Annotated in this window: 23 protein-coding genes and 1 pseudogene; 12 read left to right on the top strand and 12 right to left on the bottom strand. The window is 72.2% G+C overall.

The window, feature by feature from the left end; genetic code table 11:
• Positions 1–22: 22 nt before the first annotated feature.
• The 5 genes from FKD65_RS32730 to FKD65_RS32710 all read right to left on the bottom strand — a co-directional run bounded on the left by FKD65_RS32730 (position 23) and on the right by FKD65_RS32710 (position 4950).
• Positions 23–2080, bottom strand: a complete 2058-nt coding sequence (locus tag FKD65_RS32730) for a xanthine dehydrogenase family protein molybdopterin-binding subunit (RefSeq protein ID WP_141582109.1) — start codon at positions 2078–2080, stop codon at positions 23–25.
• The gene (locus FKD65_RS32725) at positions 2077–3051 is read right to left on the bottom strand and encodes a xanthine dehydrogenase family protein subunit M (RefSeq protein WP_141582107.1); all 975 of its coding nucleotides are present in this window, start codon (positions 3049–3051) and stop codon (positions 2077–2079) included. Before FKD65_RS32725 ends, FKD65_RS32730 begins: the two co-directional genes overlap by 4 nt.
• Positions 3048–3593 carry a (2Fe-2S)-binding protein gene (locus FKD65_RS32720; protein WP_240809711.1) on the bottom strand — a complete coding sequence of 182 codons (546 nt, stop codon included), beginning with the start codon at positions 3591–3593 and terminating at the stop codon, positions 3048–3050. Before FKD65_RS32720 ends, FKD65_RS32725 begins: the two co-directional genes overlap by 4 nt.
• Before the next feature lie 66 nt (positions 3594–3659).
• Complete coding sequence (locus tag FKD65_RS32715; protein WP_141582105.1) at positions 3660–4550, bottom strand: aldolase; 891 nt, start codon at positions 4548–4550, stop codon at positions 3660–3662.
• A 28-nt stretch (positions 4551–4578) separates the two neighbouring features.
• Positions 4579–4950, bottom strand: a complete 372-nt coding sequence (locus tag FKD65_RS32710) for a phage holin family protein (RefSeq protein WP_141582103.1) — start codon at positions 4948–4950, stop codon at positions 4579–4581.
• 131 nt (positions 4951–5081) lie between these two features.
• Between FKD65_RS32710 and FKD65_RS32705 the strand changes: the two genes are divergently transcribed.
• The 3 genes from FKD65_RS32705 to FKD65_RS45855 all read left to right on the top strand — a co-directional run bounded on the left by FKD65_RS32705 (position 5082) and on the right by FKD65_RS45855 (position 8875).
• Complete coding sequence (locus FKD65_RS32705) at positions 5082–7229, top strand: germacradienol/geosmin synthase (RefSeq protein WP_141582100.1); 2148 nt, start codon at positions 5082–5084, stop codon at positions 7227–7229.
• Positions 7230–7325: 96 nt separating this feature from the next.
• Entirely contained in the window at positions 7326–7928 is a 603-nt protein-coding gene (locus FKD65_RS32700) for an RNA polymerase sigma factor (RefSeq protein ID WP_240809710.1), read from the top strand.
• A complete protein-coding gene (locus tag FKD65_RS45855) occupies positions 7925–8875 on the top strand; it encodes a hypothetical protein (protein WP_240809709.1) in 951 nt (316 codons plus the stop codon). Before FKD65_RS32700 ends, FKD65_RS45855 begins: the two co-directional genes overlap by 4 nt.
• Before the next feature lie 173 nt (positions 8876–9048).
• Here the strand turns inward: FKD65_RS45855 and FKD65_RS46390 are convergent.
• Positions 9049–9552: pseudogene (locus tag FKD65_RS46390) on the bottom strand (MFS transporter); the annotation flags it as partial.
• A gap of 79 nt (positions 9553–9631) precedes the next feature.
• Positions 9632–10687, bottom strand: a complete 1056-nt coding sequence (locus tag FKD65_RS32690; RefSeq protein ID WP_141582094.1) for an NAD(P)/FAD-dependent oxidoreductase — start codon at positions 10685–10687, stop codon at positions 9632–9634.
• A 92-nt stretch (positions 10688–10779) separates the two neighbouring features.
• Between FKD65_RS32690 and FKD65_RS32685 the strand changes: the two genes are divergently transcribed.
• Both FKD65_RS32685 and FKD65_RS32680 read left to right on the top strand, forming a co-directional pair.
• Positions 10780–11379 (top strand): helix-turn-helix domain-containing protein, encoded by a 600-nt coding sequence (locus FKD65_RS32685; protein WP_141582092.1) that lies wholly within the window; start codon positions 10780–10782, stop codon positions 11377–11379.
• A 129-nt stretch (positions 11380–11508) separates the two neighbouring features.
• Positions 11509–11784, top strand: a complete 276-nt coding sequence (locus FKD65_RS32680; protein ID WP_141582090.1) for a hypothetical protein — start codon at positions 11509–11511, stop codon at positions 11782–11784.
• A gap of 659 nt (positions 11785–12443) precedes the next feature.
• Here the strand turns inward: FKD65_RS32680 and FKD65_RS32670 are convergent.
• Complete coding sequence (locus FKD65_RS32670) at positions 12444–13736, bottom strand: HNH endonuclease signature motif containing protein (RefSeq protein ID WP_205718314.1); 1293 nt, start codon at positions 13734–13736, stop codon at positions 12444–12446.
• A gap of 1085 nt (positions 13737–14821) precedes the next feature.
• Here FKD65_RS32670 and FKD65_RS32665 point away from each other — a divergent pair.
• On the top strand, positions 14822–15913 hold the full coding sequence (locus FKD65_RS32665; RefSeq protein ID WP_205718313.1) for a DUF6461 domain-containing protein: 1092 nt from the start codon (positions 14822–14824) through the stop codon (positions 15911–15913).
• Between the two features lie 63 nt (positions 15914–15976).
• On the opposite strand, the gene FKD65_RS32660 is transcribed toward FKD65_RS32665, so the two are convergent.
• A complete protein-coding gene (locus FKD65_RS32660) occupies positions 15977–16504 on the bottom strand; it encodes an NADAR family protein (protein WP_141582085.1) in 528 nt (175 codons plus the stop codon).
• A gap of 195 nt (positions 16505–16699) precedes the next feature.
• Between FKD65_RS32660 and FKD65_RS46385 the strand changes: the two genes are divergently transcribed.
• Positions 16700–16828 carry a hypothetical protein gene (locus FKD65_RS46385; RefSeq protein WP_302931560.1) on the top strand — a complete coding sequence of 43 codons (129 nt, stop codon included), beginning with the start codon at positions 16700–16702 and terminating at the stop codon, positions 16826–16828.
• Positions 16829–17085: 257 nt separating this feature from the next.
• Here the strand turns inward: FKD65_RS46385 and FKD65_RS32655 are convergent, their stop codons facing one another.
• A complete protein-coding gene (locus FKD65_RS32655; RefSeq protein WP_141582083.1) occupies positions 17086–17715 on the bottom strand; it encodes a TetR/AcrR family transcriptional regulator in 630 nt (209 codons plus the stop codon).
• A gap of 103 nt (positions 17716–17818) precedes the next feature.
• On the opposite strand from FKD65_RS32655, the gene FKD65_RS32650 reads away from it, so the two are divergent.
• A complete protein-coding gene (locus FKD65_RS32650; protein ID WP_205718312.1) occupies positions 17819–18301 on the top strand; it encodes an ester cyclase in 483 nt (160 codons plus the stop codon).
• An 11-nt stretch (positions 18302–18312) separates the two neighbouring features.
• Positions 18313–18789 (top strand): DUF3237 domain-containing protein, encoded by a 477-nt coding sequence (locus FKD65_RS32645; RefSeq protein WP_205718311.1) that lies wholly within the window; start codon positions 18313–18315, stop codon positions 18787–18789.
• A gap of 48 nt (positions 18790–18837) precedes the next feature.
• Here FKD65_RS32645 and FKD65_RS32640 read toward each other — a convergent pair whose 3' ends face one another.
• Positions 18838–19962 carry a mandelate racemase/muconate lactonizing enzyme family protein gene (locus FKD65_RS32640; RefSeq protein WP_141582079.1) on the bottom strand — a complete coding sequence of 375 codons (1125 nt, stop codon included), beginning with the start codon at positions 19960–19962 and terminating at the stop codon, positions 18838–18840.
• Positions 19963–20084: 122 nt separating this feature from the next.
• The gene (locus FKD65_RS32635) at positions 20085–21143 is read right to left on the bottom strand and encodes a LacI family DNA-binding transcriptional regulator (protein WP_141582077.1); all 1059 of its coding nucleotides are present in this window, start codon (positions 21141–21143) and stop codon (positions 20085–20087) included.
• Between the two features lie 141 nt (positions 21144–21284).
• Here FKD65_RS32635 and FKD65_RS32630 point away from each other — a divergent pair, with 141 nt between their 5' ends.
• From FKD65_RS32630 to FKD65_RS32620, 3 genes are all read left to right on the top strand, one after another.
• Entirely contained in the window at positions 21285–22154 is an 870-nt protein-coding gene (locus tag FKD65_RS32630; protein WP_141582075.1) for an ABC transporter permease, read from the top strand.
• A 155-nt stretch (positions 22155–22309) separates the two neighbouring features.
• Positions 22310–23332 (top strand): ABC transporter substrate-binding protein, encoded by a 1023-nt coding sequence (locus FKD65_RS32625; RefSeq protein WP_141582074.1) that lies wholly within the window; start codon positions 22310–22312, stop codon positions 23330–23332.
• 20 nt (positions 23333–23352) lie between these two features.
• Positions 23353–24174, top strand: coding sequence for an ABC transporter ATP-binding protein (locus tag FKD65_RS32620; protein WP_205718310.1), 822 nt, complete (start codon positions 23353–23355; stop codon positions 24172–24174).
• Positions 24175–24243 lie beyond the last annotated feature (69 nt).

The following is a 24243-nucleotide window of genomic DNA, read 5'->3' as shown; positions in this document are numbered from 1 at the left end:
CCTGCCAGGCGTCCTCGACCCGTCAGAGCTCCGGAAGGATCCGGCCCGGGGTGAGGGGCAGGTCGCGGACGCGGACGCCGGTCGCGTGGTGGACGGCGTTGCCCACGGCCGCAGCCGCGCCGACGATGCCGATCTCGCCGATGCCCTTGGAGCCCATCGGGTTCAGGTGCGGATCGGACTCCTCCACCCACTCCGCTTGGATGTCGCGGACGTCGGCGCAGGCCGGAACGTGGTACTGGGCCAGGTCGCGGTTGAGGTAGTCGCCGAACTCCTGGTCCATGACGCTCTGCTCCATCAGCGCCATGCCGATGCCCATGGTCATCCCGCCGATGAACTGGGACCGGGCCGTCTTGGGGTTGATGATCCGGCCGGCCGCGAACACGCCGAGCATCCGGCGGACCCGTACCTCGCCGGTGTCGACGTCCACCTCCACCTCGGCGAACTGCGCGCCGAAGGCGTGCCGGGCGTACTCCTCCCGGTTCTTGAGCTCCTCGCGCGTGTCGGCCGACGCCTCCACGCCCTCGGGCGGGACGGCGCCGTCCAACTCGCCGAGCAGGGCCTCGCAGGCGCGGACGACGGCCGTGCCCCAGCCCGCCGTCCCGCCCGAGCCGCCTGCCACCGACGCCCTGGGGAACGAGCTGTCGCCGATCTCGACCCGGACGTTGCGGAGGTCCTCCTTGAGCGTCTCGGCGGCGATCAGGGCCAGGGCCGTGCGGGCGCCGGTGCCGATGTCGGCGGCGGCGATCCTGACGGTGAACGTCCCGTCGGGCTCGGCGCGCGCCACGGCCCGGTTGGGGCTCTGGTAGGCGGGATAGGTGGACGAGGCGACGCCCATGCCGACGAGCTTGCGGCCCTCCCGCCGGGCACGCGGCCGGGGGTCGCGCTCGGCCCATCCGAAGCGCTCGGCTCCCTCCCGGAGGCAGGCGACGAGGTTGCGCGAGCTGAACGGCAGCCCGCTCTCCGGTTCGCGGTCGGTGTCGTTGCGCACGCGGAGCTCGATCGGGTCGATGCCCGCGGCGGCGGCCAGCTCGTCCATCGCCGTCTCGAGCGCGAACATGCCGGGTGTCTCGCCCGGGGCGCGCATCCAGGACGGCGTGGGGACGTCCAGGGCCACCACGCGGTGCGCCGTCCGGCGGTGCGGGGCCCGGTACATCATGCGGGTGGGCGTGGCGGTCTGCTCGGCGAACTCCTTGACGGTCGAGGTCTGCTCGGCCACGTCGTGGATGATCGCGTTCAGCCGCCCGTCCTCGCCCGCGCCGAGCCGCAGGCGCTGGACGGTCGGGGTCCGGTAGCCGGTGGTGGCGAACATCTGCTGGCGCGGGACGGCGAACTTGACGGGACGCCCGGCGGCGCGGGCGGCCATCGCGGCGAGGACGACGTTCGGCCTGGGCGTCCCCTTCGAGCCGAACCCGCCGCCGACGTGCGGCGACACCACGTGCACCCGGGACGGTTCGAGGCCGAAGATCTTCGCGAGCGTGGACTGGACGGTCGACGCCCCCTGGTTCGAGTCGTAGAGGGTGAGGGTCCCGTCCTCGCCCCACTCGGCGATCGTCGCGTGCGGCTCCATCGGGTTGTTGTGCTCCGCGGGCGTCGTGTAGACGGCGTCGACCCGCACGGCCGAGTTCCCGAACGCCTCCTCGGGCTCGCCCTGCTCGGTGTCCGCCGGGAACGCCGGGTTCACCTTGTCCGGCTTGTAGAGGCCCCGGTGGTCGGCGAGGAGCCGCAGGTCCGGCGCCTCCTCGGTGTACTCGACGCGCAGGAGGCGCGCCGCCTCCCGGGCGGTCTCCAGGGTCTCCGCGACGACGGCGGCCACGAACTGGCCCCGGTAGGAGACCGTCCGCGACTGGAACAGGGCCAGCTCGCCGTCCGAGGTGTCGCTGAGCTCGGGCGCGTTCACGCAGGAGAGGACGGCGAGCACCCCGGGCAGCTTCAGCGCGTCCTCCGCGCCGACCGACTCGATCCGGCCCTTGGCCACGCTCGCCTGCACGGCCGCGGCGTAGGCGGCGTTCTCCACGGGGTACTCGAACGCGTACCGCGCCGTCCCGGTGACCTTCTCGCGGCTCTCCAGCCGGTCGGTCATGAGTCCTCCCCCAGCTCGGTCAGCGTCCGGACGATCAGGTTGCGGGCCAGCGGCACCTTGTAGGCGTTGTCGCGCAGCGGCTCGGCGGCCTCCAGTTCGGCCTCGGCGGCGCGCCGGAAGGACTCCTGCGTCGGCTCCGCGCCCCGGAGCGCCTCCTCGGCGCGGCGCGCCCGCCAAGGCTTGTGGGCGACGCCGCCGAGGGCCAGCCGGACGTCCCGCACCCGTCCGTCGGCGATCTCCAGCGCCGCCGCGATGGAGACCAGCGCGAAGGCGAACGACGCGCGCTCGCGGACCTTGCGGTAGCGGGACGGCACGCCAAGCGCGGGGACCTCCACGGCCGTGATGAGGTCGCCCGGTTCGAGCGTGGTGTCGCGCTGCGGCTCGTCGCCGGGCAGCCTGTGCAGGTCTTCGAAGGGGATGGTCCGCTCCCCGCCGCGCCCCTGGATGCGCACGGAGGCGTCCAGGGCGGCCAAGGCCACGGCCATGTCGGACGGGTGGGTCGCGACGCAGGCATCCGAGTGGCCCAGGATCGCCAGGTTGTGGTGCTCGCCCTCCCGGGCGGGGCAACCGGTGCCGGGGGCTCGCTTGCTGCAGGGCTTGGAGGCGTCCTGGAAGTAGGAGCAGCGGGTCCGCTGGAGCAGGTTGCCGCCGACCGTCGCGAGGTTGCGGATCTGGCCGGACGCCCCCGCGAGCACGGCCTGCGCCAGGACGGGATGCCCCTCGCGCACGGTCCGGTCGGCGGCGATGGCGCTGTTCGTCACCGCCGCGCCCACGACGAGGCTCCCGTCCGGCCGCAGTTCGATCCGGTCATAGGGGAGGTGCGCGACGTCGACGAGCCTGGTCGGCTCCTCCACCCCGAGCCGCATCAGGTCCACGAGGTTGGTTCCGCCGCCCAGGTAGACGGCCCCGTCCTCGTGCTTCTGAAGGGCGTCCTCCGCGCTGGTGGCGCGCTCGTAAGTGAAGGGCCTCATGCTTCAGCCGCCTCCGTGCGCTGGGAAGCCTGCTTGAGGGCGGCGACTATGCCGGTGTAGGCGCCGCACCGGCACAGGTTGCCGCTCATGCGCTCGCGTATCTCGTCGTCGTCCAGGACGGGATCGGACGCGAGATCCCCGGTCACCGAGCTGGGCCAGCCGCGTTCGGCCTCGTCCAGCATCCCCGTGGCCGAGCAGAGCTGGCCGGATGTGCAGTACCCGCACTGGAAGGCGTCGTTCTCGATGAACGCCTTCTGGACGGGGCTGAGCTCTCCGTCCCGCGCCAGCCCCTCCACCGTGACGACCTCCGCCCCGTCGTGGGCGACGGCCAGGGCCAGGCACCCGTTCGCCCGGCGCCCGTCGAGCAGGATCGTGCAGGCTCCGCACTGGCCGTGGTCGCACCCCTTCTTCGACCCCGTCAGGCCGAGATCCTCGCGCAGGACGTCCAGGAGGGACGCTCGTGTGTCGACGTTGAGCCGGTGCTCCGTCCCGTTCACGACCAGGGTGATGCCGGCGTGCACCGGGGTGGCTTCGCTGTCCATGCGGGGTTGCCTACCCCGGATCTCCCGTCGGTCACAGCAGGTCGGCCGTTATAAGAGACCGGTGGGTCACAGGAGCGCGGCGGCAGCGTCCACGGCGGCCTGGACGTCGCCGTCGGGCGGATACAGCAGCGACCGCCCGGCGACCACTCCCCGCACGCCGGGGATCCTCAGCGCGCGCCGCCAGCCGTCCAGCACCGCTCCGCCCTCACCTGAGGCCTCGCCGGCCGCCTGGCCGGTCACCTCGCCGCCGAGGAGCAGCGCGGGCAGCGTCGTCGCCGCCATCACCCGCTCCATCTCCGGCACGACCGGCAGCTTCAGCCACGTGTACGCCGACGTCGTCCCCAGCCCGGACGCGACCGACACCGCGCGGATCATCGCCTCCGGTGCCAGCAGGTTCCGGACGCGCCCCTCGACGCGGTGCGCGACGAACGGCTCCACGACGGCCATCAGCCGGTGCCGCGCGAGCCCGGACACCGCCCGTGCGCAGCCCTCCAGCGTGCGGGCGGTGGCGGGGTCGGCGTCGTCGACGCGCAGCAGCATCTTGCCGCCGTCCAGGCCCGCGGCGGCCATCGCGCCGGCGTCGTAGGCGGTGAACCGGTCGTCGATCTCGAAGGACGTCCCGGCGAGGCCGCCGCGGTTCATCGAGCCGATCGCGAGGCGGCCGTCCAGGACGCCGAGGAGCATCAGGTCCTCGATGACGTCGGGGGTGCCGAGCACGCCGTCGACGCCGGGGCGGTCGAGCGCGACGCACAGCCGGTCGAGCAGGTCGCCCCGGTCGGCCATGGCGAGGGGGTCGCCGCCGACGCCGAGCGCGCCGCGCGCCGGATGGTCCGCCGCGATGATCAGCAGGCGCCCGCCCGCCCCCGCCGGCCCCTCGCGGCGCCCGCGCCGGGCCGCCGCCTCCGCGACCGCCTCCGGCCGCTCGGCCCGCAGACCGGCCAGCTCACTGATCCGCACCCGCGCCCCCCAGGTCTCCCGGCGCTCGTCAGTCGGTGTCGGTGAGGATCTCCACGACCTGCCGCGCCGTGTCGGTCGGCAGCGGCGCCGGCAGCCCCTTCCACTTGCGGGACGCCGCCATCGCGGCCGCGCCCGCACCGCCCCCGTACACGGCGGCGGTGATGAAGGACGCCAGTTCGGGGGGCAGCTTCTTCTCCAGCAGCAGCACGTTCATCCGGTAGGTGGCGGCGGTGGCCATGACGCCGAACGCCCCGGCCACGGCCCCGAGGCGCAGCGCCGGGATGCGCTGCCTGGCCTTCTCGATCATTTCCTGCTGTGCCGCCTCGACCACGCGCCTGGCGAGCACGAGGTTCTGCTCTACCGGGTCGTTGGCCGCGGCGGGTTTGCGCGACTCCGACATGACCTCGGCTTACCCGCATAAAGGGAGGAGATTCCGGCAAGCAATATGTCACTTTCGGTGACATGACCGGTGCTGTAAGTTGCCGAACCAGCGCGACGGCCCCCCGCCGGACCCGACAGAGAGGCCGGTTCATGCAACCCTTCGAGCTGCCCGACTTCTACGTCCCGTATCCCGCCCGCCTCAACCCGCATCTGGAGGGCGCGCGCCGGCACACCATGGCGTGGGCGCGCGAGATGAGGATGCTGGACGACCACCGGGACCCCGGCACCCCGGACATCTGGGACGAGCGCGCACTCGAATCGATGGACTACGCCCTCCTGTGCGCCTACACGCATCCCGACTGCACGGCCCCCGAACTCGACCTCATCACCGACTGGTACGTCTGGGTCTTCTACTTCGACGACCACTTCCTCGAGGTCTTCAAGAGGCCGCAGGACCAGGAGGGCGCCCGCGGCTACCTCGACCGGCTGCCGCTGTTCATGTCGCTCGACCCGCCCGCACCGGTGAACGCCGTCGAGCGCGGCCTCGCCGACCTGTGGGCGCGCACCGTCCCGTCGAGGTCGGACGCCTGGCGCCGCCGCTTCTCCCTGAGCACCCTGAACCTGCTGCGCGAGTCGCTGTGGGAGCTGGCCAACATCAGCACCGGGCGGATCCCGAACCCGGTCGAGTACATCGAGATGCGGCGCAAGGTCGGCGGGGCGCCCTGGTCGGCCGACCTCGCCGAGCACGCCGCGGGTGTCGAACTCCCCGAGCGCGTGGTGGCGACGCGGCCGCTGCGCGTCCTGAAGGACACGTTCGCCGACGCCGTCCACCTGCGCAACGACATCTTCTCCTACCAGCGCGAGACCGAGTCCGAGGGCGAGGTCAACAACTGCGTGCTGGTGATGGAGCGCTTCTTGTCGGTGGCGCCGCAGGTCGCCGCCGACACCGTCAACGACCTGCTCACCTCCCGGCTGCGCCAGTTCGAGAACACCGCGGTCACCGAGCTGCCGCAGATCTTCGAGGACCACGCCCTCGACCCCGCGGAACGGGCGAGCGTCGCGGGCTACGTCAAGGCCCTCCAGGACTGGCAGTCCGGCGGTCACGAATGGCACATGCGATCCAGCCGGTACATGAACGACAGATCGCTCGGCATGTCCGCCGCCCGCATCCCCGCGCTGCTGAAGTCGGCCCGGATCAGCCTTCCGCACGTCCCGTTCCAGCGCGTGGGGCCCACGCCGCTGCCCGAGTTCGACATCCCCTACCGGGCCCGCGTGAACCCGCACCGCGAGCGCGCCGGCCGCAACCTCCTCGCCTGGGCGCGGGAGATGGGCATGTTCTCCCCGCATCCCCGGACGCCCGTCCCGGTGTGGAGCCCCGACCGGCTCTCCGGGATGGCTCTGGAGGTCTGCGCCGCGTCCCTCGCACCGGACGCCGAGCCCGAGGCGCTCGACCTCGCCGCCCAGTGGGTGGGCTGGGGCACCTTCGGCGACGACTTCTTCCCCGCCGTCTTCAACCGGGACCGCGACATGGCGGGCGCGAAGGCCTTCAACGCCCGCGTCCCCCTGTTCATGCCGCTGGACTGCGGCGCCGCCCCGTCCCCAGAGAACCCGTTCGAGGCGGCGCTGGCCGACCTGTGGCCCCGGACCGCCGGTCCCATGGACGACGCCGGCCGCCGCGCGTTCCGCGCGATCGTCGAGCGCACGGTCGAGAGCTGGTTGTGGGAGCTGAACAACCACCTCCAGTCGCGCATCCCCGACCCGGTCGACTACATCGAGATGCGGCGCCTCACGTTCGGCTCCGAGCTGACGATGGGCCTGCCGCGGCTCTGGCGCGCGAAGGAGATCCCCGCGCACGTCTTCGAGACCCGCACACTGCGCGAGCTCGCCGCCTCCGCCATGGACGCCGCCTGCCTGCTGAACGACTGCTTCTCCTACCAGAAGGAGATCGAGTACGAGGGTGAGCTGAACAACGGCGTCCTCGCCGTCGAGAACTTCTTCGGCATCGGACGCGACGAGGCACTGCCGGTCGTCAACGACCTGATCACCTCGCGCCGCCGCCAGTTCGAGCTTCTCGCCGCGGACGAGCTCCCCGCGCTGTGCGACCGGCTCGACCTGGAGGACGCCGTCCGCGCCGCGCTTTCCTCGTACGTCGAGGAATTGCGCGACTGGATGGCGGGCCTCCTCAGGTGGCACCGCGAGACCGACCGCTACGACGAGCGCGAGCCCGTCTTCCGCCTCCCCAAGCCCTCCGGGCTGGGGATGTCAGCCTTCCACCTGTTCACGCGCGCCCCCCGCTGAATCGGGGCGGCGGACCGAGGGTGGAAGCGAAATGCTGTGCGATGTGTGGACATGTGCCCTGCGTCCGGCCAGAACGCCGCGACGAGAGGAGAGGGCTTGCCATCCCCATTGCAGTCGTCGCACCCGCCCGATGACCGGCGGCGACGGTTCGAAGACATCTACGCGGCCAACCGCGCCCGGATCCTCGGGTACGCGCTGCGCCGCACCAACGACCCGCAGGACGCCGCCGACGTCCTGGCGGAGACGTTCCTGACGGCCTGGCGCCGGCTCGACGACGTCCCGCAGGGCGACGAGGCCCGGCTGTGGCTGTACGGGGTGGCACGGCGCGTCCTCGCCAACCACCACCGCGGTGAGCGCCGCCGCTCCGCGCTGACCGCCGACCTCGGCTCCCGGCTGCGCGACGGACTGCCCGTCCAGGACGCGTCCGGCGGCGACCTCACCGGCGTGGCCGCCGCGTTCCGGAGCCTGTCCGAGCCCGACCGCGAACTGCTGTCCCTGGTCGGCTGGGAGGGCCTCGACCACGGCGAGATCGCGACCGTCCTCGGCTGCTCCCGCAACGCGCTGCGGATCCGCCTGCACCGCGCCCGCCGCCGCTTCGCCCGCGCCCTGGCCCGCTCGGACGCGGACGTCGCCGCAGCCTCCCCGCCCGCCACGTCCCTCCCTGCCAAGGTGCGGATCCCGAACGGAGACCCCACATGAACCGCGACATCGGAACGCTGGTCGGCGGGCTCGCCCCGGTCACCGACCGGCAGGCCGCAGGCCTCCTGCCGGAGGACGCCGCCACCGCCCTCGCCGACCGGATCACCGCGACCCCCGTCCCCACGGCCGCGCCGCGCCGGCGGCGCTCGCCCCTCGTGTTCGTCGGCGCCCCGCTCGCCGCGGCGGGCCTCGCCTGCGCCGCGGTCACGGCCGTCGTGGTGGCGCACGACGGCGGCTCCGGCGGAACCCCGGGCGTCACCTCGTCGAGCCCGCGCGTCAAGCTGGCCGCGGCGCTGGCGTTCACCCGGAAGGGCGAGTACATCGACGTGCGGGTCCGCGACCCGCTGGCCGACCCGAAGCGCTACAAGGAGGAGTTCGCCGCGCACGGCCTCAACGTGACGCTGTCGATGGTCCCGGCCTCCCCGTCCATCGTCGGAACCGTCGTCATGGAGGAGACCAGCGAGAACACCGACGAGCGCGACTTCAAGACGATCACCTCCAAGGGCGACTGCCAGACCGGCGGCGGGGGCGACATCTGCCCCGTCGGCGTCCGGATCCGGATCGGCTACAAGGGCACCGCCGGCATCGTCTTCGGGCGGGAAGCCCGTCCGGGCGAGCAGTACGCCAGCGCCGCCCCGGCCACCGCCCCGGGCGAGGCCATGCATGGGATGGCCTTCCGCAAGCACCGCGTGGGCGAAGTTCTGGCCGCCCTGCGCAAGCGGCACGTCACCGTCCCTGAGTACAGGGTCATGGTGGGGAACATCAGCGAGGGCCGGAAGCCGGGCCAGGTCCCGCCGACGTGGTACGTCCACGACGCGACCCCTTGGGCCAAGAACCAGGTCCTCCTCTTCGTGGGCCCCAAGCCCACCGAGGAGGAGGGGAACCAACCGCCCGCGTCCGCACCGCCCGGAACGCCGGCCTCCCCGACCCCGACGGCGACCGCGTAAGCGCCAGCGGACCGCTCCCGACCGGAGCGGTCCGCTGCCACATACGTACTGCTCTCTGGAGCCTTACCAGGAACGCCGCGAGGTGGTTGAACGAGATCGGCGGCGTAGACGCCCCACAGCCGCGGTCGCGACAGGGTACGAAGCTCGCGCCGCACGCTCGGCTCCGCGTCCCCGCTCGTCGACGGCACCGCGAGCAGGCAGAGGACAGCACCGGCGCCGGTCAGGACGACCACACCCCAGAACCCTCCCCGCCATCCGGTGAAATGGCCGAGCAGCGCGCCCGCCGGACCGCCCGCGATCATCGCCATGCCGAGCCCGCTGACGACCACCCCGGACGCGCGCGCGGCCCGGTCCGGGGTGACGAGGCCGATCGCGGTGACCGCCGCGACCGCCCAGTAGCCCGCGTAGGCCAGCCCGCACAGGAAGCGGGTGGCCAGCAGCACCGCGTAACTGCCGGTCGCGAGCCCGACCGCCACCGAGACGGCGAAGACGACCTGGGTGGCGACCAGCGTGGTGCGGCGCGGCCACCGCAGCGTCAGGACGGCGAAGGGAGGCCCGCCGATGACGACCCCGACGGCGAACGCCGAGATCAACGCTCCGGCGGAGGACAGGCCGATCCGGAGATCGTCGGCGATCTCCGGCAGGACCCCGGCCAGCAGGAACTCCGCACTGCCCATCGCGAACAGGCTGAACGCGAGTAGATGGACACCGAAGGGCAGCCTCCCCGTGGAGCCCGCCACCCGACGGCCTCCCCGCTCATCGCCCGCCCCCTCTGGTCTCACCCCGAGCCTCCTCGTCGACCCGAGGGTGGCCGACGGCACCCGGCCCCCCAACAACGTTGGGCTGCTCGGGGGTGCGGGGTTGCTTGGCGGCACCGGACTGGTCGGTGGCGCGGTAGTGGGCGACGGCGTGGGTGACGTCCTCGTCCAGGAGATCGGTGTTGACGGCGATGGCGGCGGCGGAACCCGCGCCGGCGGCGGTGACGACCTGGGCGCGCGGGTCGGCCACGTTGCCGATCGCCCACACGCCCGGCACGGTGGTACGTCCCGTCCGGTCGGTCATGACTCGGCCGTCCTGGGTGGCACAGCCCAGCTCGGTCAGCAGAGCGTCGTTCGGAACCATGCGCGGGGACAAAAAGACCGCGCGGCGCGGCACCGTCCGGCCCCCGGCCAGCTCGACCCCGCTGAGCCGTTCGTTCTCGACCACCATGCGCTTGATCTCACCGTCGACGAGGCGCACGCCGCGGGCGATGAGACGTTCGTGGTCCTCGCCGCTCAGCTCCAGGGTGTGGGCGAACAGCACCACGTCGTCAGTCCACTGCCGCAGCAGCAGCGCCTGATGCACCGCGGCGGGCGAGGTGCCCAGCACGCCCAGGGGCTCGTCGCGGACCTCGTGCCCGTGGCAGTAAGGGCAGTGCAGCACGTCCTTGCCCCAACGTCCCGCCACTCCGGGGATGTCGGGCAGTTCGTCGCGCAGACCGGTGGCCACCACCAGCCGCCGTGCGCCCAGCGCCGCGCCGCCGACGAGGTGCACGGTGAATCCGGGTTCGACGTGGTCCACCCGAGCATTGATCAACGCCGCCCCGTATCCCGCGGCCTCGGTCCGCCCCACCTCCAGCAGAGCGTGGGGCGGCATCCCGTCCCGCGACAGGAATCCCTGCGTGTGCGCGGCCGGAGCGTTGCGGGGCTCGCCCGCGTCCACCACCGCGACCCGCCGGCGCGCCCGAGCCAGCACCAGCGCGGCGTTGAGCCCCGCAGCGCCCCCGCCGACCACCACGACGTCGTGGTCCGCTCCCTGAGTCACATCGCTCATCGCGATCACCTCCGCCGCGGACGATGCCCCCACCTCGTCCCCAGCGGCAAACTTTGTTGCCATTTCCGGGACGGCCGGAGTGGAATGGGAGCATGCACCACGCTCCCGCGATCGCCGACGCGCTCGCCGAAGTCGGTCCGCGCCTCAAGCGGCTGCGCGCCGAACGCAACGTGACGCTGGCCGAGCTCTCGGAGGCCACCGGGATCTCCAAGAGCACGCTGTCGCGGCTGGAGTCGGGCCAGCGCCGTCCCAGCCTGGAGCTGCTGCTGCCCATCTCGCACGCCCACCAGGTTCCGCTGGACGAGCTGGTGGGCGCGCCCGAAGTCGGCGACCCCCGCGTCCGGCTGACCGCCCGGCGTGTGAGGGGCAACATCGTCCTCCCCCTCACCCGCCAGCCCGGCCCGATCCAGTCGTACAAGATGGTCCTCCCCGCGACCCGGCACGTGCCCGACCTCTGCACTCACGAGGGGTACGAGTGGCTCTACGTGCTGTCGGGACGCCTGCGCCTGGTCCTGGCCGACCACGACCTGTCGCTGGGCCCCGGCGAGGTCGCCGAGTTCGACACCCGGCTGCCGCACTGGTTCGGCACCACCGGCGAGGGCCCGGTCGAGATCCTCAGCCTTTTCGGCCGCCAGGGGGAACGCATGCACGTCCGCGCCAAACCCCGTCCCCGGCACGAGTCGGCGTCCTGAACGGGGCGGCCAGCGCCTACTCGCCGCCAGCCGCTGGCACGCCGGTATGCCCGTGCACCGGTAGGAGCCATGGGACGGTGGGGCGGGTGTTGGTCCCAGGCCGCGGCGGCACGCGAGGGAGGTCACACAGTGATCCGTCCGCACCTCTTGGCAGAGCACACCCTGAGCGGCGCCGCCCTCATCAATCGCGGAGCTGCCGTGATCGATCGCGCGGGCCCCGTGCCCCGGCTGCTCGTCCGCACCGGGGAGGCCCTGGCCGTCCATGACCTGACGCCGGGAGAGCGAGCCGCCGCGCCGACAGTCGTCTTCCCCGGCCGTGCCCCGGTCGGGCAAGTCGTCTACGAGCCAGCCGGTGGTGATGCCGATCAGGATCGCGCCGTGGACCCGGCCGCCGCGCAGGGGTGAAGTCGCCCACGCCCGTGACCAGCCGTTCGGCAAGTCGCGGACCCGGTTAGCCAGCCAACGCCAGCTCGATCGCTCGCAGTGTGGCGCACCGGCCGCTACCGACCACGTATTCGTTGACGATGCAGGGCTGGTCACCCGCAACGTCGGCGTCCAGGACCTGCGCGGTGCAGAAGCACGCAACGCGCTTGACGACCTCCAACTCCCTGCGGTCATAGCGCACAGTCAGCCGGGGCCGTGCTCGGCGAGGGGCTTCTTGCCCCAACCCTCGTTCCGGCACAAGAACCGATGTGCCGCAGGTGGACCAGCATCTCCTGGCTGTCGACCTAAGCCTGGGCGGGTTGAGCCTGGGCGGGTTGAGCCTGGGCGGGTTGAGCCTGGGCGGGTTGAGCCTGGGCGGGTTGAGCCTGGGCGGGTTGAGCCTGGGCGGGTTGAGCCTGGAGGTCTTTGGCGTGGTCAGGCTGTTGGCGGTCAGGCCCGGCTCGGGCAAGGGTGCGGGTGAGCCTGCGGGGGCGGCGGCTTGGCAAGGCTGTTGGCGGTCAGGCCCGGCTCGGAAAGGGGTGGCTTGGCATAGGTGATGGCTCCAGTGGCCTGGGGGCAGGAGGGCAGGGCGCACTGGCCCAGTGGCTGGGAGGTGGGGGGAAGGGGCGGCGCTTGCGGGGTTAGGGGGCGCGTGGGTGTCGTGGGGGTGGTTGCTGGATGGTGGGGGCGGTCTTGGGGGGTGGGGAGATCGTTTTGGGTTCCACGATCCAGGGGTTGAGGGGCTTGTCAGCGAGGGCTCGCGGTGGGCGGGTGCCTGGGGGGTGGCGGGTGTCGGGTGGGTGGAGGCGGTAGGTGTAGCGGCCGTCGGGGCCGCGGGTGATGTGGGTTTTGTGGGGGTTGGTGGCTTTCCAGCGGTTGTGCCATCCGCAGGTGAGGGTGAGTTGGTCGATGTCGGTGGGGGCGCCGAGGGCCCAGCCGGTGACGTGGTCGACCTCGCACAGGGTGCCGGGGACTTCGCAGCCTTGGACGGCGCAGGTGGGGTTGAGGGTTTCCAGGACGCGGCGTTGGGCGGGGGTGGCGAAGCGTTGGGTGCGGCCCAGGTAGAGCGGGATGTTGCCGGTGCCCAGCAGGAGGGGTGAGACTCCGGCGGTCAGGGCGATGCGGCGGGCTTGTTCGGCGGGGATGGGGGTTCCGTCGGTCAGGCGGGCGGGGGTGGGGTCGCCGGTGAGGGTGTTCAGGTCGCAGATGACGGTGACCTTGGTGGCCTTGTGCCCGCCGGACAGGACGGAGGTGAGCGCGGCGGCGGTGCGTTCGGACAGGTCGCGGTGGTCGTCGGTGCCGGCGGGCTTGGCCAGTGGGGCCAGGGTGCCGTCCCAGATGGCGGCGTCCTCGGCGTGGAGCCAGCCCTTGATGTAGCGGCCGCCGTCCAGGGATCTGGTCGCATCGATCCAGGAGCGTTGGTAGCCGCGGCGGGTGTCGGCGTCGGGTGAGGGTTCGGTGCCGTCGCGTTCGGCGATGACCTCGCGGATGCGGCGGCCGAACGCCGCGACCTTCCCGGCCGAGAAGGACTGGTCGACCATGTCCAGAAGGATCTGTTCGGCGGTCTGGCAGTCGTGGTCGTCGAGCCGGGCGACCGCGCCCGCGATGGTGGCGGCGTACCCGAAGGACATCGTCCCGGCCTGCCAGCGGGAGGTCAGTTCGGTGAGGCGGTGCCGCTGGCGCGCGCAGGTGAGGCGTTCGGTGGCGCGGGCATCGCGCATGCCCAGGCTGCTGCGCAGCCATGACTGGGTGCTGGGGAAGCCCCGCTGCTGCACTTGGCGGCCGGTGTCGACCACACCGATGAATCCGGCCAGGGCGGCCTCGTGCATATCGGTGGCGGCGGCGAGGGTTTCGGCCAGTTCCATGCACGCGGCGGCCGATTCCGGCGCGGCCCGCGTGGCGAGTTCGGCCGCGATCACCGACGCGGCGTTCACCAATTCCATGGTGGACGCCGAACCGAGATCAACCGTAACCGAACCCATACTCAGAGTATATCGAACCCGTGGACGAATAGACCAAGAAAAGCTCCGAGTCTTACCATTGTCACCGCAGGGGCAGCCCGGGGCCGCCAAGGGGCCGAATGAAATTCGAGATCGCAACGACTTCCATTCAAAATCTCGCATGATATCCATCGGCCCACATATCGCCCATGGCTCGCAAGCAAAAACTCACCCAAGGCCGAGCTCCCTTCCCCCTCCTCCGAACAGTTCACATTTATGCCTGCCCCTCGGTAGGCGCCCTTCTCTTTCGAGAGGAACCCGTCCCCCTCTATTCACGGGATCCCTCTTGGAGGAGTGGGGTGGCGCGTCGGGCGGGGGCAGGCGGAGCCTGCCCGACGAAACCTGGCCCAGGGGCCGCAGAGGCTCCAAAGTCAAGGGTGGGACGAAGTCCCATCGCGAAGCGACGCCGAAGGCGCCCTTGACTTTGGAGGGGCGGCCCCGTACGCAGCGCCACCCCACCCGGCCCCCCAATGGACACCACGACCCCACATCGGTCATGCACATTCAAGGCTGACGGTGTACAGGAAGAGAACGCCGCCAGATGCCCCGCCCCGGACCAGGACTTGCGGCTTGCGCTACCGGAAGGAATCCGTTGCCCCTCTCCGCACGCCCCCCTCCACCGCCCAGCGCTCTTGAGCGAAGCCCATTGCACGAACACACAAACTCCGTGGCCTGGAGTCCATGGTCAGGCGTCATAGCATCACCCCCGCGAGGCAAGCGCCACGTCGGAAAATTCCCAAGGATCCGATCAGCATCCTGCGGCTCCCGTAATCCGGGATTGCACCGGCCCAGTCCACTCCACGCGCGAAAGAAACGAAAAAAAACGACCCACACGGAGGCACCGACCCCCATCGGCGTCCGCGCGGTCAGAACCTCCCGGCGCTCAAGGCGGCGTCATACGGACCACGGTGCCGCATCCGGCCACCCATGGGCGCGCGCCGGTGTGCGTCAACGGAGCCCGTTTGTCGGGCGGCGCTGTCATGATCTAGAACCCATGCCGCCAGCCTCCCGGAGGACCCATGCTCAAGGTGACGGACGAGGACATCGAGTGGGCCGAGACGCTCGGTGAGATCTTCTGTCTCACCTTCCTCAAAGGCGTCGATGAGACCGAGGCGCTCTCGCGTCTGGGCGCCCTCCCCGACACGTTGCGCCACCGCACGCTGGAGGAGGCCCAAGAGGTCTACGACTGCTACGAGGCGGGCTACACCGACTTCGCGTCCGCGATCGATCTCGGGGCCTGGACGGTGCTCGTCGAGCCCATGGGCTTCCAGGGGGCGATGAACGAGCAGCTGACGGCGCTGTCGCGCGGCACCGAGGTCGTTTCGGTACTGCGGCACGACTACGCCGACCACGGGTTCTGCTACGCGGTCGACGGCATGCTGGTCACCGGGTTCGAGCCCACCTGGCCCGAGCACCGGTGGGGCAGCGAGCCCGACCGCCTGCTCGGCAAGATGCGCGCGGCCGGCCTCGATCCCGACGCCGAGGACGACGGCGAGGACGACGGCGACTTCGTCCCCGGCGCCTACATGCCTGCCCTCCTGCTGGCAGGGCTCATCACCGGCGCCCTCCCCCACCCCGACACACTCGACGGACGGCTCCTGACCGCCGCGATCGAGCCTTGGTTCAGCGCCGCCCCGCCCCCGCCCACCGTCGGCCCCGCCGCTGACACCATGCTCCAGGCCATCGGCGCCGCACCGCCGCACCTGCTCCGCTCCGTCGCCGCCCGCGAGACGATGCGGCTGGCCGCCGTCCTGGACCTCGACGGCACTCCGGACCTCGCCGAGGCGGTCGCCGCCGCCGAGCGCGGCGAGCCGGTCACGGTGTCCCCCGGGTCCGAACTCGGCACGCACGTCCGCTCATGGCTGGCACGCTCACGCCAGGCAGGGCAATCGCTCAACGATCCCGCCGCCCGCCATCACATGAGCGACGACGAGCGGAGCGCCGCCCACATGCTGGGCTGGTTCACGGAGGCGCTGAGGGCCGCGCTGTGGCACGAGCCGCGCGCCGCCGCCCGCGGCGCGCTCCGCCCGCTCACGGCGGGACCGCCCCTCCTGCGCGACCCGGCCCAGGAAACCGCCATCCTGGAAACTCTCCGGGCCGACCCGGCCTGACCTGGAACCACACCTCCGAACGATCGAGACCACAGGAGGCACGGGGGCAGACAGGGGCGAGTGTCAGGAGGCGAGCGCGTCGCGGACGGTCATCAGGGCGAAGCCGAGGAGGTTCTCGCCGAGCCAGGCGGCCGGGTCTTCGGCGCGTGGGTCGTCGGCGGCCAGTCCGATGCCCCACACGCGGTCCAGCGGGCTCGCCTCCACGAGGATGCGGTCGCGGGTGCCGAGAAGGTAGTCGCGGAGCTCTCCGTTCTGCCCGAACTTGGCCTCGTTGGCCTTTGTGACAATGGTCACACGATTGTCGCGCCAAGCCCGCTCGTCGAAGTCGTGGACGCGGCGGCCGAGCTCTTTCGCGCGCCCGGGATGGGACGCGGCGACGATCGCCGCGGCCGTTTCCTCGTCGCCGAAGAGGCGGGCCTTTTCCGCCATCATGTAGTGCTCGGCGGTCGCGTAGGTGACACCGCCGAGGGTGAAGGGGGAAGGCCACCACTGGCTCAGATAGCCGCGGCCCGGGGTCTGGTGGCCCCAGAAGAACAGGAACTTCAGGCGCGCGCCCTGCTCCTGGAGGCGGGCCAGCTCCGCTACGTCCATGGGTGAGAGGGTGCCAGGGACGTCCGCCGCGGTCCATCCGGTTTCCCGCCGGGAATGGATGATCCATTGGCGTTGTTGGGATGTTCGCCGCGGTCCGGGGTGGGGATCGCGGTCTAGACCATTTTGCGGTCCCGGCATCTCGCCGGGACCATCTATTGATCCGGCCCGGCCTTGAACAGGAGGACTGCGGTAACAATGGACAACGCCCTGGCGAACCCCCGGCGCACCAAGATCGACGCGTGGCCCGAATGGCGGCCCGCGGAACCGGACTCCGAGCGTCCCGCGGAGGCCGATGCGATCGAGGACGAGCTCGCCGTGCACTGACGGCCATCCGGCCGATAGATGAGGACCCGTCCGGTTCCACCGGGCGGGTCTTTCGCGTCCGGGGTCTTTCGCGTCCGGGGCCGCGACCGCAAGCCCCGCGGGCCGGTGGCAAGCCCCACGGGTCGGCAGCCTGCGGGTCGGCGGCCACGGGCCGGTGGCCTGCCGGTCGGTGGCCTGCCGGTCGGTGGACGACGGGTCGGTGGACGGCGGGCCGGCGGCCTGCCGGTCGGTGGACGGCGGGGCCGCACCGCCGGATCTCAGGCGGGGCGGGTGAGCATGCCGTCGATCACCCGGCGGGCTCTGACGGTCGCGCCCCGCTCGCCCAGGCGCAGGGCGGTGTTGGTGGCGTTCAGGACCGCGTCGGTCTGGAACGCGGCCAGGCCGGGGTCCAGGGGAGCGATCTCGCCCGCGTCCGACGCGAGCCGCACCTCCTCCGCGAGCAGGGAGAGCCACTGGCGGCGCTGCCGAGCCAGCGCGTCCCGGACGGGGCCGGGGCGGCTGTCGAACTCGGGGAGGGTCGCCGCCCAGAAGCAGCCCCCGGCGAACAGGGGCTTCTCCGCGTAGTCGATCCAGTGCTCGATCAGGGAACGCAACCGGGCGCCGCCGGCGGGCGCGGCCTTCGCGGGTCGCACGACCGCGTCGACGAACAGTTCGCGGGCGGTTTCGACGGTGGCCAGGTGCAGGTCCCGCTTGGTCCTGAACAGGGTCTGGATGCCGCTCTTGCTCACCCGCAGGTCGGTGGCCAACCGGCCGAAGCTCAGCCCTTCGAGCCCCTCCAGCGACGCGACGTCGACGGCGTGCCGGGTGACGGTCCGCCGCGTCCGGGCGCCGCGCAGGAGCCGCCCGTCGGTGACCGCGGGCTCTGGGGACGGGACGTGATCGCTCATCTCGTCGATCCTTCCACAGCGTTGTAAATACGTACGGTCGACCGTATTGTTTGTTCGGCCGTCCGGTACCGGTCCGGACGCCACCGCGACGAGGGAGCCGATCATGGACAGCGACCGCATGGTCGAACTGGCGCAGGCCCTGGCCGCCGCCAAGAGCCGCCAGGACGTTCCCGCGGCGATGAGGCTGCTGCACCCGGAGATGGTCCTGGAAAGCCCGGCCTTCGGGACGAACGCCCGAGGCACGGCCGAGAACGAGAAGGCGCTGCGCCGGTTCTTCTCCTCGTTCCCCGACTATGACGTCGCCCTGCAAGGCCACGCCGCGAACCACCACGCGCTGGTGTGCTGGGGGACGGTCCGCATGACCATGACCGGCGACCGGTTCGGCGTGGCGCCCAACGGCAGGCGCGCCGAACTCCCGGTGCACATCCGGTTCGGCTTCAAGGACGACCGGATCGCCGCCGAGGGGTTCTTCCTCGACCTGTCGGAACTGTGCGCCCAGTCCGGCGTCTCCACCGACGCCGTCCGCCGCACGCTGTTCGGCCCCGCCGCTCGGGCCCTGGCGACGGGGGGCGACGACCAGTGCTGACAGATCCGCGAGTGAAGGACGTCGGGGAACTCCGGACCGAGTTCCTCTTCGACATCGTGGTCGATCTGGACCCGCGCCTGGACTTCGGCCAAGGGCCGGTCGGCCGGCGCGTCCTGTTCGGAGCCGCGGGCGGGACTTTCGAGGGGCCGATGCTGCGTGGGGAGGTCCTGCCCGGCGGCGGGGACTGGGCGCTGTTCCGGCCCGACGGAACCATGCTCCTGGACGTCCGGCTCACCCTCCGCACCGACGACGGCGCCCTGCTGCACATGACCTACGGCGGCCGCTACACCTTCCCGCCGGAACTGCGCGCCGAGATGGCCGACCCCGCCGCGAGACACCGGGTCGACCCGTCGCGGTACTACTTCCGCACCAACCCGCTCTTCGAGACGGGAGCCGAGCGGTACGCGTGGCTGAACGACATCGTCTGCGCGGGGTCGGGCTACCTCGTCCAGGACGGCATCGCCTACAAGGTCTTCCAGGTGGTGTGAGCGAACCCGTCGTGGCGCGGCTCGCTCGCCGCTCCGGCCGGGCCCGGTCTAGAGGACGTTCACCGCGAGTTCGCGGACGGTGCGCTCGTCCACCTCGACGCCGAGGCCGGGCCCGTCCGGGACGCGGGCCGTGCCGTCGCTGACCTCGACCGTCGCCCCCGCGTAGGGGGACTCGATGAACTGGCGGCCGTTCAGATCGACCGGTGTGTCGACGCCGTAGGCCGCGAAGAGGTGCAGGGACGCGGCGAGGCCGAGGTCGGAGTCGGTCAGGCCGGAGCCCATCAGCGCGACGCCGCAGTCCTCGGCGAGGGAGCACAGGCGGCGCGACAGGGTCAGGCCACCGGTCCGCTGGACCTTCGCGATGGCGACGTCGACCGCGTCGAGCCGGACGAACGTCGCCAGGTCGGACGGGTGGCGCAGGCTCTCGTCGAGGGCGACCGGGATCGGGCACGTGTCGCGGAGCCGGCGCAGGCCCGCGATGTCGTTGGCCGGGAGGGGCTGCTCGAACGCGTCGACGCCGAGGTCCTCCAGGCGTCGCGCCATCGCGAGGGCCGAGCGGACGGTGTAGCCCTGGTTCGCGTCCACCCACAGGGCCGCGTCGTCGCCCGCGTGGAGGCGGACGGCCTCCACCACCTCCGCGTCCTCGGGGCCCAGGCCGACCTTGACCTTGAAGGCGCGATATCCCAGGTCGCGGCCCTCGGCGACGCTGTCGGCCACCTCCTGCGGGGACCGGCCCGACACGATCCAGCCGAGGTCGATCGTCTCGCGGCGGCGCTGACCCCACATGACGCCCAGCGGGACGCCGGCGGCCCGGCCGAGGAGGTCGTGCAGCGCCACGTCCACGGCCGACTTGGCCAGCGGCGCGCCGATGCTGAAGCCCCGGTTGACGGCGCGGTCGAACGCGGCCGTCACACCGTCGAGATCCCAGGCGGGACGGCCGGTGATCGCGGGCGCGAGGTACCGGTCGATGGTGGTGACGATGGACTCGGCGGTCTCGTACGTCCAGGCCGGGATGGGCGTCGCCTCGCCCCAGCCGTGCGCGCCCTCGGCGCTGACCTTGACCAGGACGCGCAGGCTGGGCCGTCCGGCGACGGCGACCGCGCCGCCCGACACCCCGAACGAGCGCCGGGTGGGCAGTGCCACGCAGAACGTCTCGATCCGTTCGATCTTCATTTCACGCCTCCGGAGGCGGGGGCGGCGCGCCCTGCGGCGCCCTGGACGGTGGGGCGGCGGGCGCGCCGCTGGTCTGGCGGGCGCATCGGGCCCGGGCCGGCGGGGGCGCCGGCCCGGGCCTGTCAGCCGGGCGGGGCCGTGCTGGCGCGCAGCACCACCTCGCCCGCGACGCGCTCGATGCGGCTGCGGCGGGCGGCGGGCTCGCGCAGGGCGAGGCCCATGACGCGCTCCCCCATCGCGTTCAGCGGCAGCGCGACGGTGGTGAGCGCCGGGGTCAGGTCGCGGACGATCGAGATGTCGTCGAAGCCGGCGAGCGACATCTCCCCCGGCACTAACACGCCGTGGTCGCGCAGGGCGGCGAGCGCGCCGACCGCCATCACGTCGGTGACGGCGAACACGCAGGTCGGACGGTTCTCGCGGCGCAGCAGCTCGGTCGCCGCCTGGTAGCCGCCGTCGCGGGTGAAGGGGGCCTCGACGATGTGCTCCGGCGCGAGCCGGACGCCCGCGTCGGCGAGCGCGTCGGTGAACCCGCCGAGCCGGTCGTGGACGGTCGTCAGGGCGCGCGGGCCGGTCAGCACGCCGAAGCGGCGGTGGCCGAGGTCGAGCAGGGCGCGGGCCAGGGCGGCGGCGCCCTCCCGGTTCTGCGGCAGGACGGCGTCGACCTTGAGGCTGCGGTGCCGGCTGAGGACGGCGACGCGGCCGCCGGTGCGCTGGTAGGGATCGAGTTCGGCGGCCATCGCGCGCTCCCAGTCGCGGTCCTCGAAGCCGGAGCCGATGAGCAGGATCGCGCGGGCCCGCTGGGCGCGCAGCATCGCCACGTACTCGATCTCGCGGGCCGGGTCGCGGAACGTGCTGGCGAGCATCACCAGCATCCCGTGCTCGGCGGCGGTGCGCATGACGCCCCGGGCCACGGCGGCGAAGTAGGGGTCGCTCACGTCGTGGCAGACCACCCCGACGGACTTGCTGGACGAACTGGCGAGGGCCTGCGCGTGCGCGTTCGGGGTGTAGCTCAGCTCGGCGGCCGCGGCGAGGACGCGTTCCCGCAGGTCGGCACGGACCTGCGCGGTCCCGTTCAGGACGCGGGACGCAGTGGCGAGCGAGACGCCCGCATCCCGCGCGACGTCCTGCAGGGTCACGTACGCCCGGTCGCCGGCGCGCTCCTCCTCGGCCGCTTCCGTCATCACCGCTCCCTAGGCCGGCACGGGCCCTCGCGGCGGGTTCCTGGCGAAGACCCTCTTGACCGCGGCGCGCGCCGCTTCTTACGGTACATCAGAAAGCGCTTTCTGAACGCGCTTTCCGAACCACCCCGTCCGGAGGAACCCATGGTGAGTCAGGGTACGACGGCCGCACCGCCCTCGGCGGACGCGGCGGGCGTCGTGGAACGAGCCAGGCCCGGTGCCGGCGAACGGCTCCGCGACGGCCTGGAACGGTCGTGGCGGCCGGTCGCCCTGCTGGTGGCCTGCTTCGCCGCGTGGTGGGCGGTGAGCGCCTTCAAGCTGGTGGAGGCCTACCTCGTCCCCTCGCCCGGCGCGACGCTGCGGCTGATGGGCGACAAGTGGGGCTACATCTGGCACCACACGTGGGTCACCACGTACGAGACCCTGATCGGCTTCGCGCTCGCGGTGCTGATCGGCGTCGCGGCCGCGGTGCTCATGGTGTACTCGGCGACGGTCGAGCGCACGCTCTACCCGATCCTGCTGTTCGCACAGGTCATCCCGAAGATCGCGATCGCCCCGCTGTTCGTGGTGTGGCTCGGCTTCGGCATCGGCCCCAAGATCGTCGTGGCGGTGCTGATCGCCTTCTTCCCGGTGGTGATCTCGATGGTCGCCGGGCTGAAGGCGGTGGACCCGGAGATGCTGCAGCTGTCGGCCACGATGGGCGCGGGCCCGCTGGCCACGTTCACCAAGATCCGGCTGCCGGCCTCGCTCCCGCACCTGTTCTCCGGCCTGAAGGTCGCGGTCACCCTCGCCGTCACCGGCGCCGTCGTCGGCGAGTTCGTCGGCGCGAACGAGGGGCTCGGCTACGTGATCCTCCAGGCCAACGGCAACCTCGACACCCCGATGCTGTTCGCCGGGCTGCTGGTCATGTCGGCCATCGGCGTCGTGCTGTTCGTCGTCGTGGAGGTCGCGGAGAAGCTGCTCCTGCCGTGGCACGCCAGCCGCCGCGGCGAGGCCGTCACCACCACCTACTGACGCCGGCCCGCCTCCACCGCCCACCGAGATCCCGCCGTCCTCCGACGGCGGACCCACGGGCCCCCCGCCACCCGAAACCGCCCGCCCGGAACCACCGGACGGGACGTCCCGACACCAACGGCCGAGACAACCCACCCCCTACGGAGGGCCGTCCTATGAAACTCCGCAACCTCGCCATCGCCGTCCTGGCTCCGGCCGTGGCGCTCGCCGCCACCGCCTGCGGCGGCGACTCGGGCGAGACCACCAGCGCCTCGGGCAAGAAGCTGACCAAGGTCACGCTGACCCTGAACTGGTACCCCTACGGCGAGCACGCGCCGTTCTACTACGGCAAGAAGAAGGGGATCTTCGAGAAGCACGGCATCGACCTGGAGATCAAGGCGGGCCAGGGCTCGCAGAAGACCGTCCAGGCCACCGGCGCCGGGCAGACCGACTTCGGCTGGGCCGACACGCCCGCGCTGCTCGCCGCCGTCGACAAGGGGATGCCGGTCAAGAGCATCGGCGTCTTCCTGCAGACGACGCCCGCCTCCGTGCAGTCCTTCACCTCCGCCGGGATCAAGAAGCCCGCCGACCTGAAGGGCAAGAAGATCGCCGGGACGGCCGGGGACGCGCTGGCGCGCACCTTCCCGGTGTTCCTGCAGAAGAACGGGATGAGCGCGAGCGACGTCCCCGTCCAGAACACCGACCCGGCCGGGAAGATGGCCGCGGTGCTGTCGGGGAAGACCGCGGGGCTCATGGGCTTCGCGAACGACCAGGGCCCGACGATGGCCGCCAAGTCCGGCAAGGAGGTGTCCATCCTCCGGTACTCCGACTTCGGGCTGAACTTCTACTCCAACGGCCTGCTGGCGGGCGAGCGGAAGCTGAAGAGCGACGCCAAGCTCGTCAAGGAGATGGTGGCGGCCACGAGCGAGTCGTGGACGGCCGCGGAGGGCGACCAGGCGGGCGCCGTCGCGAGCATGGCCGGCGCGTCCGAGCAGCTCCCGCCCGAGAAGGTGCTCACCGAGCAGTTCAAGACCACGCTGACGCTGCTGCACACCCCCGCGACGCAGGGCAAGGCGCCCGGCGTGAACTCCGAGGACGACTGGAAGCAGACGATCTCCACCTTCCAGCAGGCCGGGGTCATCGGGAAGGCGCAGGCGCCGTCGGAGTACTGGCAGTCGTCGGCCGCGCCGCAGACCTGACGGGACGAGCGATGAGGATCATGAGCAAGCAATCGACCGGCGCGGCGGAGCCGGGCCCGGGCACGGATCGGGAGACGGCCGTCAGCCTCGACGAGGTCGCCGTCCGGTTCCGCAGCCGCAAGCGCGACGTCACCGCCCTGCGCGAGGTCTCGCTGGACGTCCCCATGGGGGAGTTCGTCGCGATCGTCGGCCCGTCCGGCTGCGGCAAGTCCACGATGCTGAAGCTGGTCGCGGGGCTGCTGAAGCCCTCGACCGGGGACGTGCGGCTGCGCGGCGACAAGGTCGCGGGCCCGCGCCACGACATCGGCTACGTGTTCCAGCGGGCCGCGCTGCTGGAGTGGCGCAGCGCCCGCAAGAACATCCTGCTCCAGGCGGAGATGCGCAAGATGCCGTCCGAGCAGGCGCGCAGGCGGACCGACCAGCTGATCGAGATGACCGGCCTGAAGGGCTTCGAGGACGCGCTGCCGCACGAGCTGTCCGGCGGCATGCAGCAGCGGGTCGCGCTGTGCCGGGCCCTGCTGCACGAGCCGCCCGTCCTGCTGATGGACGAGCCGTTCGGCGCCCTCGACGCCCTCACCCGCGAGCAGCTCAACATCGAGATGAACCGGATCTGGCGGGAGACGGGCACGACCGTCCTGCTGGTCACGCACTCCATCGCGGAGGCCGCCTACCTGGCGAACCGCGTCGTGGTGATGACCGACCGGCCGGGTTCGATCGCCGAGATCATCGACGTGGACCTGCCTCCGGAGCGCGACTACGCCGCCACCATGGCCCGCCCGGAGTTCGCCCGCGTCACGGGCCGCGTCCGGGGGCTCCTCGGCGCGGGCGGCGCGGCCGACTGATCCGGGCGCGCCGGCGCCGCCTCCCGCGACCGGGCGGCGGCCGGCCCGGCGCGCGCCGGAACAGGGCGT

Origin of the sequence: Actinomadura sp. WMMA1423 (genome assembly GCF_006547145.1) — a bacterium.
In the GTDB taxonomy this organism is placed as follows: Bacteria; Actinomycetota; Actinomycetes; order Streptosporangiales; family Streptosporangiaceae; genus Spirillospora.
Note: the sequence above shows the minus strand (reverse complement) of the source record. Positions and strands in the feature narration are given on the sequence as shown.